18 protein-coding genes are annotated in these 19,706 nt (G+C 36.0%); 1 reads left to right on the forward strand and 17 read right to left on the reverse strand.

Features of this window, described 5'->3' with window-relative positions; all coding sequences use genetic code 11:
• Window positions 1-22 precede the first annotated feature (22 nt).
• The 10 genes from csaB to HMPREF1504_RS04045 form a co-directional block, all read right to left on the reverse strand.
• Entirely contained in the window at window positions 23-1,117 is a 1,095-nt protein-coding gene (gene csaB / locus HMPREF1504_RS04000; protein ID WP_038123604.1) for a polysaccharide pyruvyl transferase CsaB, read from the reverse strand.
• Window positions 1,110-3,146 (reverse strand): DUF5693 family protein, encoded by a 2,037-nt coding sequence (locus HMPREF1504_RS04005; protein ID WP_038123605.1) that lies wholly within the window; start codon window positions 3,144-3,146, stop codon window positions 1,110-1,112. The genes csaB and HMPREF1504_RS04005 overlap by 8 nt, the downstream gene beginning before the upstream one ends.
• A 12-nt stretch (window positions 3,147-3,158) precedes the next feature.
• Entirely contained in the window at window positions 3,159-3,851 is a 693-nt protein-coding gene (locus tag HMPREF1504_RS04010) for an LmeA family phospholipid-binding protein (protein WP_038123607.1), read from the reverse strand.
• 8 nt (window positions 3,852-3,859) lie between these two features.
• A protein-coding gene (gene prfB, locus HMPREF1504_RS04015) for a peptide chain release factor 2 (protein ID WP_227041155.1) occupies window positions 3,860-4,967 on the reverse strand; the annotation gives its coding sequence in 2 pieces (ribosomal slippage) (window positions 3,860-4,909 and window positions 4,911-4,967; 1,107 coding nt in all).
• A 125-nt stretch (window positions 4,968-5,092) separates the two neighbouring features.
• Window positions 5,093-7,528 carry a preprotein translocase subunit SecA gene (gene secA / locus HMPREF1504_RS04020; protein WP_005378795.1) on the reverse strand — a complete coding sequence of 812 codons (2,436 nt, stop codon included), beginning with the start codon at window positions 7,526-7,528 and terminating at the stop codon, window positions 5,093-5,095.
• Window positions 7,529-7,729: 201 nt separating this feature from the next.
• The gene (gene hpf / locus HMPREF1504_RS04025) at window positions 7,730-8,263 is read right to left on the reverse strand and encodes a ribosome hibernation-promoting factor, HPF/YfiA family (RefSeq protein ID WP_005378989.1); all 534 of its coding nucleotides are present in this window, start codon (window positions 8,261-8,263) and stop codon (window positions 7,730-7,732) included.
• Window positions 8,264-8,498: 235 nt separating this feature from the next.
• The gene (locus HMPREF1504_RS04030) at window positions 8,499-8,696 is read right to left on the reverse strand and encodes a cold shock domain-containing protein (protein ID WP_005379075.1); all 198 of its coding nucleotides are present in this window, start codon (window positions 8,694-8,696) and stop codon (window positions 8,499-8,501) included.
• A 465-nt stretch (window positions 8,697-9,161) separates the two neighbouring features.
• Window positions 9,162-9,881, reverse strand: coding sequence for an amino acid ABC transporter ATP-binding protein (locus HMPREF1504_RS04035; RefSeq protein ID WP_038123610.1), 720 nt, complete (start codon window positions 9,879-9,881; stop codon window positions 9,162-9,164).
• The gene (locus HMPREF1504_RS04040) at window positions 9,878-10,528 is read right to left on the reverse strand and encodes an amino acid ABC transporter permease (protein ID WP_038123612.1); all 651 of its coding nucleotides are present in this window, start codon (window positions 10,526-10,528) and stop codon (window positions 9,878-9,880) included. The genes HMPREF1504_RS04035 and HMPREF1504_RS04040 overlap by 4 nt, the downstream gene beginning before the upstream one ends.
• 14 nt (window positions 10,529-10,542) lie before the next feature.
• Window positions 10,543-11,352, reverse strand: a complete 810-nt coding sequence (locus HMPREF1504_RS04045; RefSeq protein ID WP_005378814.1) for a basic amino acid ABC transporter substrate-binding protein — start codon at window positions 11,350-11,352, stop codon at window positions 10,543-10,545.
• Window positions 11,353-12,211: 859 nt separating this feature from the next.
• Here HMPREF1504_RS04045 and HMPREF1504_RS04050 point away from each other — a divergent pair.
• Window positions 12,212-12,814, forward strand: a complete 603-nt coding sequence (locus HMPREF1504_RS04050) for an HD-GYP domain-containing protein (RefSeq protein ID WP_005378919.1) — start codon at window positions 12,212-12,214, stop codon at window positions 12,812-12,814.
• 51 nt (window positions 12,815-12,865) lie between these two features.
• Here the strand turns inward: HMPREF1504_RS04050 and HMPREF1504_RS04055 are convergent, their stop codons facing one another.
• The 7 genes from HMPREF1504_RS04055 to rbfA are packed head-to-tail and all read right to left on the reverse strand — an operon-like array spanning window position 12,866 to window position 19,703.
• A complete protein-coding gene (locus HMPREF1504_RS04055) occupies window positions 12,866-13,591 on the reverse strand; it encodes a ComF family protein (protein ID WP_038123615.1) in 726 nt (241 codons plus the stop codon).
• Window positions 13,591-15,744 carry an ATP-dependent RecD-like DNA helicase gene (locus tag HMPREF1504_RS04060; protein WP_038123617.1) on the reverse strand — a complete coding sequence of 718 codons (2,154 nt, stop codon included), beginning with the start codon at window positions 15,742-15,744 and terminating at the stop codon, window positions 13,591-13,593. Before HMPREF1504_RS04060 ends, HMPREF1504_RS04055 begins: the two co-directional genes overlap by 1 nt.
• Window positions 15,744-16,508, reverse strand: a complete 765-nt coding sequence (locus HMPREF1504_RS04065; RefSeq protein WP_005380867.1) for a shikimate kinase — start codon at window positions 16,506-16,508, stop codon at window positions 15,744-15,746. Before HMPREF1504_RS04065 ends, HMPREF1504_RS04060 begins: the two co-directional genes overlap by 1 nt.
• A 9-nt stretch (window positions 16,509-16,517) precedes the next feature.
• Window positions 16,518-17,447, reverse strand: a complete 930-nt coding sequence (locus tag HMPREF1504_RS04070; RefSeq protein ID WP_038123619.1) for a bifunctional riboflavin kinase/FAD synthetase — start codon at window positions 17,445-17,447, stop codon at window positions 16,518-16,520.
• Between the two features lie 2 nt (window positions 17,448-17,449).
• On the reverse strand, window positions 17,450-18,385 hold the full coding sequence (locus HMPREF1504_RS04075; RefSeq protein ID WP_038123621.1) for a tRNA pseudouridine(55) synthase TruB: 936 nt from the start codon (window positions 18,383-18,385) through the stop codon (window positions 17,450-17,452).
• Window positions 18,385-19,329, reverse strand: coding sequence for a bifunctional oligoribonuclease/PAP phosphatase NrnA (locus HMPREF1504_RS04080; protein ID WP_038123623.1), 945 nt, complete (start codon window positions 19,327-19,329; stop codon window positions 18,385-18,387). Before HMPREF1504_RS04080 ends, HMPREF1504_RS04075 begins: the two co-directional genes overlap by 1 nt.
• A gap of 17 nt (window positions 19,330-19,346) precedes the next feature.
• Window positions 19,347-19,703 carry a 30S ribosome-binding factor RbfA gene (gene rbfA, locus HMPREF1504_RS04085; protein WP_005380901.1) on the reverse strand — a complete coding sequence of 119 codons (357 nt, stop codon included), beginning with the start codon at window positions 19,701-19,703 and terminating at the stop codon, window positions 19,347-19,349.
• Between the last annotated feature and the right edge of the window lie 3 nt (window positions 19,704-19,706).

Raw genomic sequence — 19,706 nt, forward strand, 5'->3', positions numbered from 1 at the left:
CTGGATAATCTCCAATTTATATTTAATACTCTTCTAAAAGTGAAATAGCAAATTCCGCATTGCGTTTTGATACCTTACGCAATGTTTGAATGCGATTGAATGAATGTTGATAGGATTCTGTAGATTGTAAAAGTTCTACACATCGATCATATAGAACATTAGAATCTAATTCTGTCATAGTACCAATTGGTTCTTGTTCAATCATATGTAAAAAACTTGTAATTTTAGGGTCATAGGAAATACCAATAACTGGTTTTCCCATTAAGGAACTAAATACAAGTGCATGTAGGCGTATGCCAATCATTAGATCTACATTGCCAGATAAGGATAGTTGCTCTTCTGTAGTAAAAGGTCCTTCTAATACGATTGGTTTTACCTTCATTAATGAAGCTATAATCTTTGCTTCCTTCGTATCATCAGGATGAGACATAGGTATGAATACTATTTCAGCATCTTGCTCTAAACTTAACCGGCTCAATACATCTGCTAAACTCTGTCTATACGCTGTATCATCCTTCCAACTACGCACAGCAATGCCGATGCGTTTCCTACCACTTTCAATAGGAGCACAATTATATTTGGTTAAAATATTAGCACCAATACTAGGATTGGCCTTATGCATAGCTAATACAGCATCCGCTGTAACCTCAACATCGTAAATTCCTAGACCATTCAACTCATCTTTCGAAATGGAATCACGAACTGTAATTCCATCTACATATTTCAACATAAATTTAACAGCTCGTTTTGTAGATTTACGATATAAAGGACCAATACCTTGAGAGTACAGCATAACAGGTTTTCCGAGTAATTTTGCAAGCCCCATAATACTTAGATAATAATAGGTATTCCGAATACTTGTAGCATCCTGTAATAAACTACCTCCACCGCTAATCACTAAATCAGCATTACGTATGGCATTCAAAATACCAAAGGCAGCAAATGTTCCAACAGCCTTAATATTATGTTTTCTACTAGTCTCTTGAGGATTGCCGGAGATAACCGTAATATGTGCATCGTCTTCTACATCACGAATAGCGTCGATAATGGCGCAAAGCATAGCTTCATCACCAGCATTACCAAAGCCATAGTAACCGGAAATAACGATATTACTCATGACTGTCCTCCCGATGCATAGCCCATTGCGAGATGTAAATGAAGAAACGAACTGCAAGAATAAGAACAATACCTATAGCACAACCGAGCAACAAGCCATCATACCCACGCATAATAGACATGAAGACAGGTGTTCTAATATGACAGAAAGTTTCAACCATAGAAGCTACGCCGATAACGCCAGCTATAGTTAATACAAAGTGAATAACCATAGGCCATTTACGTAGGAATGCAAATGTTGCGAGCATCAACAATGGATGACCAATCATAAATTCCTTTTCTCTTGGTCTAGCATATAGTGTATTCTCTAGGAATCTACGCAATACGAGTTCAAATGTTGGAACAGGCACACCTGCCGTATGACCACTACGGCCTACAAATACCCAAGCCGCAGCACCTATAGCAGCAAACACAAAGAACACATACATTTTTACATCTGTAGTTAGAAATTCTTTAATGAATTGCTTAGCTTCTGTTCCAGAGTTGATCATGCGACCTTTCCATAATGGAAAGCGTTGTAGATATGCAATCATAACAAGGATGATTGGTAATACGAAGGTAAGTTTTACACCTCTAAAGATTTCAAATTCCATAAAGAATTTTGTATTACCTAATAATACCGCAATATACATGCCACCAATAGCAGCAAATAATGTTGCTATTACGAGATAGAGTAATGCGAGTAGCGTAGATTTCCACGCACCTATAGGACGTGTACCATCTGATCTGCGCCATTCTTCCATAAGAATCACCAAGGCTCCAACAGGTGCCATAATAGCTGCAGATAAAGCCCAAATTTGAACTAATAATGTACCGCTAGTTACAATAAATCCAACAATGGATAGTAGTGATAGTGCAAAAAATAGAACTAATTGTTTGTGTTGTGACATAGCTATAAACATTTGTCCTACATACACAAATAAGGCAATACTACCAATCATTGTTAGAACAACTAATAAAGGATTAGGTGTATAGGCAGGATAAATATCTGCTGGCCCAAATTCATAGCCCTTAGCACTCAATTTATCTGTTGCACTATGTACATAGTTAATCGTTGTTTGTAACACAGTTTCATTATTTTGCCCTACTTCATACATAGGGAATAAATTAAATCGAATATTGCGTTCAATATCGCTAATATAGAATCGTTGAGCCGCTTCTTCCGGAGTAATCTTCTTTAACTCATCTTTAGAAATTGTGTAAACACGACCTACACTGTAATTCTTCTTAGCCGCCATATCTAAGAATCCTAACTGAGGCTCATATTGCAACTGATTAACAGCTTCAATACCAACCAATGGAATATGAAGATTATTCATAGCCTCTAAGGTTTCATCAATATGATCTGGTGCACCTAATGCCTCTTTACCAGCAAATATAATACCTGTTACATGAGGAACCCCATCTAGACGATTAAATACATATTTAATATCATCAGATGTAACATTGCGATAATTAGTAGGTCGAACAATTACATTAAATCCGCGATTGGCCACTTCCATGGCTTGAATCTTAGAGATGCCTAAGTTCATCTTCGCATAGCTATCTGAAGTAGCACCTTGTAATTCTAAAACGGGTCCTATACTAGTATTAAGTTCTTTAACCTTTTCTTTACTAATACGATGATATAGGTCTTCGCGAATTTCCTTATAATAGCCTTCTTTACCAGGAATAAGTGCAACATAAGTAGCGCCTGGTTTAATAGAACCACCATTAATTCGAACATCGGACATATCTTGTGATGAAAGTAATTTAATTTCACCAGCGTCATTTGCCTTTTCTAATGTTCTATCATAAATGGCAAATGCCGTTATTCCCGCCTCTTTCAGTGCATCAAAAGCATCTTTTTGACTACGTTTTTCAAAAGCATTAGCTCGAAGTACAGCATCATAATCTACTATATTCTCAATATGATTTTGTGCCTTTTCAATTGTATTGCGCTCCATTACTAAATAGAGTGCTGAAATAAGTCCTACTATGATACATAGTATAAGAACTAATGAGTGCTTAGTTTTCTTAACAGTATGCACGATATTTCCTTTCTAATTGAGTACAGGTTTAATCTTAATATGAATTTCTCCATGTTCAACGTTAACAGACTCAGCTTTAACCGGAACTGGGAAATTATTAAAATCATAGATAGCAATAGGATGCAATTGTTGTGATGTAATACCTGCAATAGTCAATCCACTAACTGTAAATCGACTAGGAGCAAATGATAAAACATTATCTTTCAACTGCAAGGCGCCTTCCAAACTAGCTGTTCCTTTCAAAGATCCCATAATGTTAACAGTCCCAGTTAATGCTATACGGTCATTATTAATTACTACATTAGCATCCTGTAGACCTTCTGTATTCTGAATCAGGAATTTCTTTAAATCATCCTCTAATACAATACCTTCTACATAGGATGGACCAAGACTTAGGACCTCAACCTCATGAGATGCAATGAGAGAAATAGGATTAATAACAATATTATTTGCCTCATAATGAAGACTAGAAAAATTCAACTTTCCTAATTGAACATTTTCCAATGTTCCTGCCGCGTGATCTGCTTGTCCGTAAACCAGTTTAAAGGCGGGTGTAGATTCAATAACTACAGTTTGGCTGGAAGGTTTAAGTGATTGATTTAACTCATCTTCTACAATAGATTCCATATATTTTGGAACTACAAATTGAGCACCCACCACACATACAATGATAAGCAAGACGATGAATATTAAAAATTTTTTCATTATAGCACCTATACTGTTAAATTAGCTTCTTTCTTTAAATAGCCTTCTATGAATTGGTCGATATTGCCATCCATAACAGCCTGTACATTACCAGTTTCAACCGATGTACGATGATCCTTTACCATATTATAAGGATGGAATACATAGGATCTAATTTGGCTTCCCCATTCAATAGCTTGGTATGTCCCACCAATTTGTTCTTTTAATTCAGCCTGCTTTTCAAGTTCTAATTCAAATAATTTTGCACGTAATAAACGAAGAGCTTGTTCTCTATTTTGCATTTGAGAACGCTGAGATTGACATTGAACTACAATGCCTGTTGGTTTATGCGTCATACGAACAGCAGAATCCGTTTTATTAATATGCTGCCCACCGGCACCACTTGCACGATATGTATCAACTTGGACATCTTTCATATCGATATTGATTTCCACAGTATCATCAATTTCTGGCATTACGTCAACAGCTGCAAATGAAGTATGACGACGTGCTGCAGCATCAAATGGCGATATACGAACGAGACGGTGAACACCTTTTTCAGATTTTAAATAGCCAAAGGCATTTTCGCCTTTAATAAGAAATGTTGCACTTTTGATTCCCGCTTCATCGCCAGGTTGTTCATCCATAAGTTCCACGGAAAACCCTGTCTTTTCTGCCCAACGCAAATACATTCGAATCAGCATAGAACACCAATCTTGTGCTTCTGTACCACCTGCACCAGCATGGAATGTAAGAATAGCATTATTCTGATCATATTCTCCGCCGAGCAAAAGCAATACCTCTTGTTTTTCAACAGCCTCTTGAATGCCATTTACAAATTGTTTGATTTCCCCCTCCATAGAGGTATCTTCTTCTTCAATTGCCATATCCAACATGACACTAGCATCTTCGATATCAGACACTAACTGCTTATACCCCTCTACAGAGTTTTTTAATTGTGTTGCCTCTTGAGAAATCTCACGAGCCTTATCAGGATTATCCCAAAATGTAGGATCACTCATCTGTACATCAAGTGTGAAGATTCGTTCTTCTTTCTGAGCTATGTTAAAGTGAATCCCTCATTCCATAAATTCGCTCTTCTAAACCAGAGATAATTGGTTTTAAATCCTCTAACAATTTATGTTCACCACCTTTATAGAATTACTACATGTACATAGTAACGATTTACTGTATTTTTAAAATGAAAAATGGCCGTTGCCCAGAAGGTGTTTTCCCATTGAGCAACGTGCCATTCACAAATGTTAATCTATGTTTTGTGGCTCCAACACATCTTCATGATGGGGTTGTGCACCTTCTAAGTGATCAACTGGTTCTTCAATTTCTTGAATCAATTGTGCACGAATTTTGTACAATGCCATGATTGTTTCATCTTGAATAGATTCAATCATGTGCTGGAACATATCATAGGCCTCAAATTTATATTCAACCAAAGGATTTTTTTGACCATATGCACGAAGGCCAATACCTTCACGAAGCATATCCATATTATCCAAATGTTCCATCCATTTACTATCGACAACACGTAGCATAATCGCTTTTTCAAGTTGGCCAAACATCGCTTCACCTAAAAGATCAACACGATCTTGATATTCGCTATGTGCGATTTCGTGTAAACGTTCATCCAATTCTTGACGTGTATATTCTTCCATTTCTTCTGTAGACATAAGTTCAGAAGTCAAGAAGTATTGACTCAAGTGTTTATGTAAACCTTCGTAATCCCACTCTTCAGGATACAATTTTTCATCAGCATATGTATCAACAGCTTCAGTTACAAGCTTGTCAATCATTTCATTAATGGTATCTCTTAAAGATTCATTTCCTAATATACGACGGCGTTGCTCATATAACACTTCACGTTGTTGATTCATAACATCGTCATATTCCAAGATATATTTACGAATATTGTAGTTATGATCTTCAACTTTCTTTTGAGCACGTTCGATAGATTTTGTGATTAAGGAATGTTCAATTGGTTCATCTTCTTCCATTCCTAGTTTATCCATGATGCCAGAAATATTATCAGCACCAAAGATACGCATCAAGTCGTCTTCCAAAGATAGGAAGAATTGTGAAGAACCTGGATCACCTTGACGGCCGGCACGACCGCGTAATTGGTTATCAATACGACGGCTTTCATGACGTTCAGTACCTAAGATAGCTAAACCACCAAGTTCAGGCACACCTTCACCTAATGTAATATCAGTACCACGACCAGCCATGTTTGTGGCGATTGTAACCATACCCATTTGACCAGCATTGGCAACAATTTCCGCTTCTTGTTCATGATGTTTAGCGTTCAATACCTTATGTGGTACACCAGCGCGCAATAACATATCTGAAAGTTCTTCGGATTGAGTGATAGATGTAGTACCAATCAAAATAGGTTGACCCGTTTGGTGACGTTCTACAGCATTTCGTACAACAGCACGATATTTTGCTGCTTTAGATTTAAAGATAAGGTCAGGTAAATCCACACGAATCAAAGGACGATTTGGAGGAATAGGAATTACTTCCAAGCCATAAATATCATTAAATTCCTTTTCTTCCGTCTTAGCAGTACCAGTCATACCAGACAATTTTTCATACATACGGAAATAGTTTTGGAACGTAATAGATGCTAATGTTTGGCTTTCACGTTCAACTTTAAGACCTTCTTTTGCTTCAATAGCTTGGTGCAAACCATCAGAATAACGACGGCCAAACATCAAACGACCTGTAAACTCATCGACAATAACAACTTCACCATCTTTTACTACATAGTCTGTATCGCGATGCATCATAGCATAAGCGCGTAAAGAGGCACCTAGTAAATGGTTGAGTTCAATATTATCAGCATCATATAAATTTTCGATGCCTAACATTTTTTCAACTTTTGTAATACCAGAATCTGTCGGTGCAATCGTCTTTTGTTTTTCATCGATTGTATAGTCTTCATCTTTTACAAGATGTGGTACAACTTGCGCCAATTTATAATAGTTGTCAGTAGAGCGACTACCAGGGCCAGAAATGATGAGCGGAGTTCTCGCTTCATCGATCAAAATGGAGTCAACTTCATCGACGATGGCATAGTTCAACGGACGTTGTACCATTTGAGATACATCGGACACCATGTTATCACGAAGATAATCGAAACCAAATTCATTATTAGTACCATATGTTACATCTGCAGCATATGCTTCTTTACGTTGATTATAATCGAGATTTGCAACGATTAAACCAGTAGAAAGGCCTAAAAAATTATACAAACGACCCATTTGCTCACTATCACGTGTAGCCAAGTAATCGTTGACAGTAACAACATGAACGCCTTTACCGGATAAAGCATTAAGATATACAGCTAAGGTAGCAACTAAGGTCTTACCTTCACCAGTACGCATTTCTGCAATATTACCTCTATGCAAGCAAATACCACCTAGCATTTGCACATCAAAATGACGCATACCAAGTACACGTTTAGATGCTTCACGACATACGGCAAAAGCTTCTGGTAAAATATCGTCTAACGTTTCTCCCTTTTGTAAGCGACGTTTAAACTCATCAGTTTTAGCAACGAGATTAGCATCACTTAATTTTACATAATTAGGTTCTAGTTCATTAATATGATCTACAATTTTGCGCATTTTTTTAACTTCTTTTGCGCTATTATTTCCTATAAGACTTTGTAAAAAGCCGAACAAACAAATCACTCCTCTTCGGGATATCTTACATTATTATATCTAATTCATTATAACGAAAAAGCCTTGAATAGTCAAAGAATTCAAGGCTTTTCTATAGATATACAACTAGAAATATAAAATGGATACCATTTCTGGTATCCATTCTATATTTCACTCGATTAAATCAACGTAGAAAGATAATTAATTGAATAATCGATCATATTATTTTAATTCTGGTTCAATCAAACCATAGAAACCATCATGTCTGCGATATACTACATTCATTGTTTCTGTTTCCGCATTGAAGAACATGAAGAAATCATGTCCAATCAAGTTCATTTGCAAGATAGCTTCTTCTACATCCATAGGACGAACAGCAAAATGTTTACGTTTTACTACTTCAATTTTTTCTTCTTCTACAGGTGTATCAAGAGGTGCTACATCTGGATGGAAAGCTTCTTGACGTTTAAAACGTTTTGCCAAACGAGTTTTATGTTTATGAATTTGGCGAACGATTTTATCTACTACTAAATCGATTGCTGCATACATATCATCATTTGTTTCTACGCCACGAAGTACAATTTTATCAACGAAACATGTAATTTCAATGGTTGCTTTATCACGCACTACAGATAATACTGCTTGTGCATCTAACTCATCATCAAAGTAACGGGTTAACTTACCCAATCTTTTTTCTACATACTCACGAAGAGCCGCAGTTACTTCAATGTTTTTACCTCTGATTGCTACTTTCATATGTCAACACCCTTTCTAAAAATCAACGACCAGTTGTTAGAATGTTCTTATTACTCTATTTCTGGTGTCTTAATTAGTATTTCTACATCTACATATAAAACTCCTCTTTTTTGATAAAAATTTTTATATTTTTTGTAGAAATATGTATTGCACACTATTAAATGTGCAAAAAATCCCAACAAATAAGATGTTGGGATTTTTTTAATTTAGTTTTTATGTAATATTTGGTATATGTTTACGCTTTTACAACATTTGCTGCTTGTGGACCACGATTGCCATCAACAATGTCAAATGTTACATTTTGACCTTCAGATAAGGATTTAAAACCTTCGTCTTGAATAGCAGAGAAATGAACGAATACATCGCTACCATCTTCTCTTTCAATAAATCCATAACCTTTTTCTGCACTAAACCATTTTACTTTACCTAACATGGGTAATATCCTCCTATAAAATATATATTGTCTTACTGTCTTGCTCTATATCTGTATAATAACATAGCGTGTATAAAATATCAAATTAGAACGCTCGTATTTCATTTAAATTATTATGCAGATTCAATTCTAAGAAATAAATAAATTTTATTCTTAATTCCTTTTAATTATTGGTTTTACTCTATATATTCTATAGTATAAAGACTCATATTTATTTCATTATAACTAAAATATATAAGTATTATAAATATTTTTTGCTCTTAACAAATGCATAAACTGTATATTTATCACAAATATTTATATCTAATATCTATTTATATGAATTAACAGATTTAAAAAATCACTTAATTACAGTAGTTTCTAAAGTAAATATATATAATTTATCAAAATTTATTATAAGATAACGGGTAACAAAAAACACTCATAATTATAAACTACGTAATTATGAGTGCTGTTCCTAAGAATCTATAAAATTTTAGACAAGAACAATTTTGTTCTATCACTAGAAGGTGCATCAAATACTTGTGTTGGTGTGCCATCTTCTAGGATTTGACCACCATCGACAAATAACACTCTATCCGCAACCTCTTTAGCGAAGCCCATTTCATGTGTAACGATAACCATCGTCATACCTTCATCAGCCAAAGATTTCATTACATCCAATACTTCGCGTACCATTTCTGGATCAAGTGCCGATGTAGGTTCATCAAATAACATTACCTTCGGTTTCATAGCTAATGCACGTGCAATAGCAACACGTTGCTTTTGACCACCGGATAGTGAATCCGGATACATTTGAGCTTTATCAGATAATCCAACACGTTCTAATAGTTTCATAGCAATGTTTTGTGCTTCTTTCTTATCCGTTTTTCTTACATTTACGGGAGCCAATATCAAATTATCCAATACGGTCATATGTGGGAATAGATTAAAGTTTTGGAATACCATGCCCACTTCTGTGCGTACAGCATTCAATTTATTCTTATCAGATAAATCCATGCCATCCACAATTACATGACCACTGGTAGGTTCCTCTAGATAATTCATCGTCCGCAAAACTGTACTTTTACCAGATCCTGAAGGACCGATGATTACAACAACTTCACCTTTATCAATTTGTAGATTGATGCCCTTTAATACTTCATTTTTACCAAATGATTTTCGCACATCTTTTAATTCTATCATTTTACGTTATATTTCCTTTCAAGGTAAGCAACCAATCGAGAAATCGGTATTGTCATACATAGATAGATAATGGCAACCGTTCCCAAAATTTCAGTAGCCGCATAGGTTTTAGCGATAATTAATTGACCACGACGCATCAATTCTTCAAAACCAATAACAGAAACTAAAGAAGAATCTTTTAGCATGGCAATAAATTCATTACCCAAAGGAGGGATTGATGCTTTAAACGCTTGCGGAATAATAATAAAGCGCATAGTTTGCCACCAAGACAAACCTAGTGAACGACCGGCTTCCATTTGCCCTTTATTTACAGATTGAATACCCGCACGGAATATTTCGGATACATAAGCACCAGAGTTGATACTACATGCTGCACAGGCTGCTATATAAGGATCGATTCGAGTGCCAATGATTTGAGGTAATGCAAAATAGATCATAAAGATTTGTACCAACATAGGAGTACCACGAATCACATCTACATAGCATTTAGCAATCAATCGAACAATTACGAAATTCGACATTCTAGCTAAGGAAACAATTAAACCGATAATGAAACCAAAACTTACAGCAACAGCTGTAATTTTTATGGTCATTAAAGCCCCATATAATAATAATGGTAAATTATTCGTTATGACATTCCAGTCCATTTACAACTCCCTAATTATTTAAAATCCAACACAACAGGCATATCTGCAGGTGCATCTACATTAAACCATTTTTTATATAATGTATTAAATTCACCATCTGCTTTCATATCAGCAATAGCCTTATTAATTTCCTCTTGTAAAGCTTTATTATCTTTATTCAAAGCCAAACCTAAGTACTCTTTTGTATTTGGATATGGCAAGATTTGGATATGTTCATCAGGATGTTTTGTGCTGTAATATTGAGCAACTGGTAAATCAATAACAGTAGCATCAACACCACCATTTTGCAACTCTAACAACGCTTCATTACTATGATCGAATTCTTTTACAGAAGTACCTTCGATCTTATGCGCTAAATCGGAACCAGTTGTCCCCATTTGAGCAGCAATTTTTTTATTCTTCAAATCGTCTAAGGAATGAATGCTATTAGAATCTTTATATACAATAGCTAATGCATTTTCATAGTATGGAGATGAGAATAATACCTTTTCACTACGTGCTTTGGTGATTGTCATACCAGAAGCTGCCACATCAATATCATGTGTATTTAATGCTGGAATCAACGCATCAAAGGCAACGTTTTTAAGTTCTACATCTTTGTTAATACGTTTGCCAATTGCACGAATCAAATCGATATCGAAACCTGCATAATCTTGAGTCTTATCGTCCTTAAATTCGAATGGTACAAATGTAGCATTTGTGCCAACAATTAACTTTTTATTAGACGTTGTTGTAGAAGAAGATCCACAACCACCAACTAAAGATGCAGCCATAACAACCATCAAACTACCGAGAACTAATTTTTTTACTTTTTTATTAAACATCTTCTTATAACCTCATATATAACTAAGTTTATTTATATAGTATATATACACGGAATAATTATGTCAATAATAATGTATATAATATTTTAAAAATTCCATATTTTAATGATTTCTCTATTAATTTTTATACATAATATGTATTAATATACGCTCTTTGTATACAAAATATAGCTTAACAAACGCAATATCTACAATTTTCATTTATACATCTGTATAAATGAAAAAAGCACATGAGAAAAGCCTCATGTGCCCGTTATACGGCTGACCTGGTCTTTGCCCCCACACTCGCCTGCTGGAAGGTTCGCTCATAAGCCCATGGCCCCCCACTACTACTCCTCTCGGTTTCCCGGCAGGACTTACATCTAAGCCGCACCATGCTCACAGCCCTTTGGACTGCTTATGTGGATCGTTTTGCCTGCGACTGGCCTCGACTTACAACCACAGACCCGTATTTTAATATTATAGATTATAAATTATATCTATGTCTATATCTTTATTATTTGCAGTTAACGCAAACATATGTATTTATCAATATCACTGTTGTGAGAATAAAAAATGCAAGTCTTAATTTCAATGTATAGAAAATAGGAATAGGAATATAAAATAATTCTTCATTTTTCTATTATAATTCTTAAAACACGATTTTTACATCCCATTCTTAATGCATTCCTTTTTTGTCAACACTTTCTATTATGCTAAATATGAATACCTATTCAAAAACCAAACATTATACCGATACACAAAGCATAAAAATTGTTGTATAATACGAATACTGTTAAAGAAGAACGGACTATAAGTTGTACGATGTAAAGTCCTTGGGGTTGGGACTTTACATATTTGTATAGTAGAGGGGTTTATTATGTTTATGTTATCATTGATGCAGCCGTCCGGGCTGTATGAACTGGAGAAAGATAGTTTAGAGGCCATTAGTGCTCAACTATTACAAATGATACAAATGAAAAGCTATCACTTGTATACGCACTCTGTACAAGTCTCCAATTATGCAGTTAGTATTGCTGCAAAAATGGGATTACCATTAAATGAAATTGAACAAATCCGTCATGCTGCACTATTACATGATGTAGGTCTTTTGATGATTCCTAATGCGATGATTCAAAAAGCACCATACTTGAACAAGCAAGAAATGTCAAAATATAAACAACATGCTGCTAGTGGTGCTAATATGATTGAAAACTATCCATGTTGTCAACAAATCCTATCATATATTCGTTACCATCATGAAAAATGGGACGGTTCCGGATATCCAAAACATTTACGTGGCGCCAACATTCCACTTGGGGCACGTATCATTGCTGTTGCGGATTACTATGATTCCACTGTGAATCCATCCACTGAATTTTGGGCAAAAACAAAAGCTAAAGCAAAAGAAGAATTGTTTAGCGCATCAGGTTCCCTCTTTGATCCAGATGTTGTAAAAGCATTTATCGATGTACTAGGTTAAACAACATAATTAAGGCTGTAATAGAACAAAATCTATTACAGCCTTTTATTTTTAAAAACTACCACTAGCTAATGTCAATGCTTCAATATATTGAGGATGATATGCTCTTAGTATTCGTGCAGCTGACTCTAAGGTAGCTCCTGTCGTAAATATATCATCAACTAATAAAATCCGCTTATCATATAACAACGAGGAATCGCAAGTTTCCTTCCACATAAATGCCTTATCGATTGTGCTATGACGTTCACTACCAGATAAGCTCCACATTTCTTTATGGGTATCCATTTTATATAAACAATCAAACCATTTATAACAGACCTCTTTTTCAGTATTATATTCCATAACTCCATTTACACTGTCATCGCTGCTTCTACCATCAATACGGTTAGAATTTGAAAATGAGAACACCCAATCATAAAAAAATAGATCTACCTGATTATATCCTCTAACCTTCTTTTTTTCTGCACTTGATGGTATAGGAATCACATAATGAGGCCTATAATCGTGCATCCTCAAGTTGTACGATGCTAAAAAAGGAGCAGCCCCTTTGGACTGCTCCTTTTTTTCGTTAAATTTAACGTCATATATCATGGATTTAATACCACCTCGATAGTCAGCTAGAATCCAAGCAGAATTTAGCGAGGACAGTAATTTAGATGGCACTTGTCTTACATGTAGAACTTCTTCAATACAAGCATCACACCAATCCCCTTGTTGTTGTACATGGGTACCACAATGAGGACAAACAGGAGGAAATAAAAAATCAAATAGATTCATTATCCATCACATCTTCCTTGTAAACGTTCTTTAAATAATGTATATCGTTCTTCACCATTAACCGTTTTAACAGCACGCTCTACAGAACTCTTTGTACCGATCATGATAACCTTTCGCTTGGCTCTTGTCACGGCAGTATAGAGTAAGTTCCGTTGTAACATACCACCGTACATAGGAACAAATGGAATGATAACAACACCATATTCACTGCCTTGACTTTTATGAACTGTTATAGCATAAGCAGGCATAATCATATGCGCTTCATCAATAGATAGGCGAACCTCTTTATGAATAAAGCGAATGCAGATATCAGATTTAGTAATGGCATAAATAATGCCAATTTCACCATTAAAAACTTCTAATTCATAATTGTTAAGAACTTGAATTACCTTATCACCAACGCGGAATGTAATTCCATTAACACGCACCTCTCCTTTATAACTATCTGGAGGATTTACGGATTGCTGCACATATTGAGATATACTTGTACTGCCAGCCTTACCTCTACGCATAGGCGAAATGATTTGAATATCAAGTTCATCATCGACAAATTCTTTTTCCCGTTTATACACATCAACGATGGCTTTCATCATATCACCAAGAGAGTTAACGGAAATGAAAGTGAATTCATCACTAGTCGTATCAAGATTTGGCATTTCACCACGGTTAATAGCATACGCACTATCGACGATACTATTACCAGAACTTTGACGATAAATATGTTGTAAACGCGTATACGGAACCATATCACTATCAAGTAAATCTTTCAATACGAATCCAGCACCTATAGGAGGCAGCTGATCCACATCGCCTACGATAATAACATGGGCCTCACGAGGAATCGCTGACATTAGAGAATAAAACAATCGCACATTGAGCATGGATGCTTCATCGATGATAATAACATCTATATCAAGAGGATCATCTTCATTTTTTGTAAAATCATAGGAATCACTGCCAGCTACAGGCATGAGCAAGCGATGTATAGTTGTGGCTTCAAACTCAGTGGCCTCTGTTAAACGCTTTGCTGCACGTCCCGTTGGGGCACAAAGAATAATACGTCCTAATCCACCTAATTGAAAACCCTTAACTAAGGCTTTAATAATCGTAGTTTTACCAGTGCCAGGTCCACCGGTAATAAGCGAAAATTTTTCAAAAAATGATAATTCTATAGCTTCCTTCTGTTCAGGGCCAAAGGTAATATGATTATCTGCTTCAAATCGCTCAATAAAATCTGGAATATCTAGAGATATAGGATCAGCTTCAATTAAGAAATCACGCGTATAGTGTACACCTTCTACTTCAGATACATACATTTCAGGTGGATATACATAGAGTATATCATCATAATAGGTACTATACATGATGGCTTGAGAAATTAATGAGTCAATATGGTTAGCTATTAAATCTGCATCTACTTGCAATAAATCGTAGGTACGCCCTATCAATTCATCGACAGGTAAACACGTATGACCTTGATTATCTAAATTCCCTAAAATCCAGTTTACACCAGCCTCTAATCGTCGCTCGTCATCAGCATCAAGCCCTAAATTCATAGCTAATGTATCAGCCGTATTGAACAACATATCTGGGGCGATACGCAATAAATTATAGGGATTATCCTGTATGACATCTATAGAGGATGCACCATAATATGTGTACACAGTGCGAGACCATTTAGAAGAAATTTGATGAGACTCAAAGAAATGGTTTAAATCGGATAATATACCTTCACCGAGTAATGTATTATATAATTCCTCTTTAACGCCTTTGCGTAAACCTGGCACATCTTTAATTTCTTCTGGCCGCTCTTCACGCAGTACATCTAATAACCGGAGGCCGAAATAATCACAGATTTTCTCTACAGATTTTTCGCCTAATCCCTTTATGCCTAAGTTCATCAAATACATTCTAGCAGCACCCATATTATCGGGTTTTAATTTTTCTATACTAGATGCATCAAACTGAATGCCATATTTTTGATGTTCTACATAACGGCCTTTAATCTCAATATCTTCCCCTTCTTTTGGGGCTTCAAAGCGACCAGTACAAGTAATGTATTCCTCATTATAATCTTTCACAAGAAATACACAATACGTGTTCTGTGTGTTCTGATATATAATTCGGTATACAAATCCTCGTAATACTTCCATTATTTCTCCGTATTAGGTAATGCTTCGATAATTTCTTGAACAGCGTCAGTAATGCTGCCTTCATTGCCAATCTTAATATGAGCTACACTTTCATATAAAGGATAACGTTCCTCGTAAACATTGAAAATATATTCAATACTTTCTTTCACAAGTGGACGAATTTCTAAATCTAAGTCATCGAGAATATGGTTAACGTCGCGATTAACAAAGACAACTAAACCATTATTTCTCATGAGATTTACAATTTTTTCAGATGTCACTGTGCCACCACCAGTAGCAATAACAGATGGTTTATTATGAATCAATTCTTTAATTGTTTCGTATTCATACTTACTAAATGCATCTTTTCCATCATAGATAAAGATATTTTGTACGGTTTTCCCCACTTTATCTTGAATCGTTTGATCCAAATCATAGAAATCTCGTCCTAATTCTTTAGCTAACATTTTACCGACCGTAGTTTTACCGGCACCAGGCATACCAATTAGGAAAATATGCTTATGCATGTGTTCTTTTAAGAACTCATTGCTAATCGAAATAACATCCTTCATATAAGATTCAATATATGTCAACATACGTGAATCGTCACATTCAGTTTTAAGACTAGAAATGATCTCATGATCCCGTTCTTCATCAATCAGTGGTAAATGATGTTCATCCTTATATTTACCAATTGATTTAATGATAGATAAACGTTGTTCAAATAAGTTTACTAACTGTGCATCAATAGTATCTATTTGTTTGCGTGCGTCTTTAATATCCATAGTTCCCCCTTATGGGTTATTACGTAAAATCCGAATTGCTGTTTCCTCATCGACCTTCATTTGGTCGATCAATTCTTGCAAATTATTAAATTTAACCTCACCGCGTATATATGATATAAATTGAACAGTTACTTCTTTACCATATACGTCTTGGTCAAAATCAAATACATGTACTTCACATCGATGATATTGATTTTTGAAAGTTGGATTATCCCCTATATTTCCAACACCATCATACCAAATGCCATCTATACAAACCCGATTAGCATATACCCCATCAGGTGGGATTGCCATCTCATTTGGCAATAAAAAGTTAATTGTTGGAAATCCTAATGTACGGCCTCGTTGATCACCTTTTATGACGATACCTCTAAACTGGTATGGACGTCCGAGCCAAGCCGCCGCTTGTTCCATATGCCCTTCTTCTATAGCCTTACGTATATTCGTGCTACAAATAGGACCTTCTTCTGTAGATAGCAAAGGTTCAACAATGATATGAATCCCTTTTGCAGACAAACGTTCCCGCATTAACTGAGGATTGCCAGCCCCTTTGGCACCAAATGTAAAGTTAGTACCAATTGCGATACCTACAACATCTATATCACCACAAAGGGCGTCTAAGAATTTATCAGGTGACATATTGAATATGTCCAAATTCATAGGCAATCGTAAGATATAATCTACCTTTAGAGATTCTAAGATTTCATCCATAATATCGGCAGATAATACCCGTTTAGGAACATCTCCAGGTTGCAATATAGTCATAGGATGCGCACTAAATGTGACGAGAACCGTAACGGCATCATGCGCCTTAGCCTCTGCTATTGCATTACCAATGACCCGTTGATGACCACGGTGTACACCATCAAATGTGCCTAATGCGTATACGATTTTACGATTAATTTGACGTAATTCATCAAACGAGTGTAACTGTTTCATACTTATCCTTCAATAAAAATATTTTTGTCCACTTTAAGTGAATGTTTCGTTCGTTTTAGAATGCCTACAAACCCATGAGGTCCATAAGCTCTATACTTGTTAGATGGAATCGTATGAGAAAAGGCCTCTACGATTGGTAATTCCTTACCTTGTACCATCATCTTTAATTGTACACTATCTACGTCCACTTTTGAAAGATGAGATACCGCAATATCCGTAGGCAACAACAATTTTTCACCGTGAATCGTTAATTCCTCCGCTATATAGGCAGATTGAATATCAAAAGGCCCCACACAAGTTCTTGCCAAGGAAGTCATAGTTCCAGGAATGCCTAATTGAATACATATATCACGTAACAACGAACGAATATAGGTACCACCAGAACAGGTGACACGAATTGTAAAATAAGGAAAACCATAAGCTACCAACTCAATATTAGAAATCGTAATGGTTCGCATTGGTAACTCTACAGGTATCCCCTTACGTGCATATTCATAAGCCCGTATACCATTAATTTTTATAGCCGAGTACTTGGATGGGCGTTGCTCTTGTGTGCCAACAAATCTAGATAGCACTGATGATAATTCATCCCACGTTGGCGGTATCAATCGTTCATTAATTGCAGAGTGATCCGCCAGTAATGTAACGCCACTAGTGAGATTCATATCATCGTCAGGTAATACCGGCTGTCCCGTACTATCTTCAGTGTCAGTAAAGGTACCAAATTTACATTCTGCTACATAGGTCTTATTAAATCCATCTGTGTATTCAATGAGACGTGTGGCCTTACCCAAAAAGATAGGCAATACACCATAGGCCATAGGGTCCAATGTGCCACTATGACCAATTCGTTTTTCTTTTAAAATGCGACGACATATACCTACAGCATCATGACTGGTAATACCAGGAGGTTTCAAAAATGGCAGCACTCCATCCATTATTTGATAACCTCCAACAGACGAGACTTAGCCTCATCGATAGAACCTTCTATAGTACAACCAGCAGCACGTATATGACCACCACCGCCAAAATGATTAGCAATAGCATTCACATCTGTCCCCTTAGATCGAAGGCTGATACGCGTGCGATTTGTGCTTTCACCTTTCAATAAAATGGCCACATCAACAGTATCTACATTACGAATAATGTCGACGAATCCATCTGTGTCGTCGCCTAATATAGACATAACCTCTGGAGATAGCTCGATAGTAGCAACGCGATTATCCTTATAAAAAGCAATAGTTTGCATTACCTGTTTCGTTAATTCAAGACGTGCTGCACTTACGGCCTCAATCGTTTCGGAAATAACATTAGGGCGAGCCCCAGCAGCGACACAACGGCTAGCCATTTTAAGTGTATTAGCTGTAGTATTACTAAATTTAAAGAATCCACAGTCGGTGGCAATCGCCATATAAAGAGCATTGCCCATAGACTCTGTAATAGGCCAATTCCATTGTTCGCACAAGTCCGTAATAATTTCACCAGTAGCCGCAAAATCAGGTTTTAAATATAGATGATCTGCAAATTCTGAATTAGAAATATGATGATCTATATTAAAAATAGGTGCACTAAAGAGTGCACCTACGCGGCCAATCCGTTCATACGTGCTAGCATCTAATACCATTAGCATATCAACCTGTACAGGATGTGTTTCAAAATAGGCAACATCCTTAATTTGATCAATATACGATAAAAAGGAATATTTTTCAGGTATTACATCATCCACGACCATATACACAGTCTTGCCTTGCGCTACGAGAGCCTCATAAAAGGCAACCATAGAACCAATAGCATCGCCATCTGGTCGTACGTGGACAGTGAGCATTATAGAATTAGCTTCACACAGAGCCATGTGTAATTGATTAATTGTGATCTTACTCATGTTCTGTATCCTTTGTGTTAATTTGTTTCTTCATCCTTTTTGATTTCATTCAAAAGGGATTCAATATGCATGCTGTAATCCAAAGATGTATCCTTATCAAAGGTAATCGTTGGAATATGGCGCAATTTTAATACCTTGCCAAGTTCGGTACGCACATGGCCAGATGCATGTTTTAAAGCGATAAGAGTATCTTCTTTCTCTTTATCAGAACCAAACAAGGAAACATAAATCGTAGCTTCACGCAAATCACCTGTCACGTGGACATCGGTAACTGTAGTAAAGCCGATGCGAGGGTCTTTCAACCCACGCATCAACATTTGACTTACTTCTTGTTTGATGAATTCTTGTAATTTTCTTACACGAACATCACTCATAGT

The organism is Veillonella sp. ICM51a (assembly GCF_000524355.1).
Classification (GTDB): domain Bacteria; phylum Bacillota; class Negativicutes; order Veillonellales; family Veillonellaceae; genus Veillonella; species Veillonella atypica.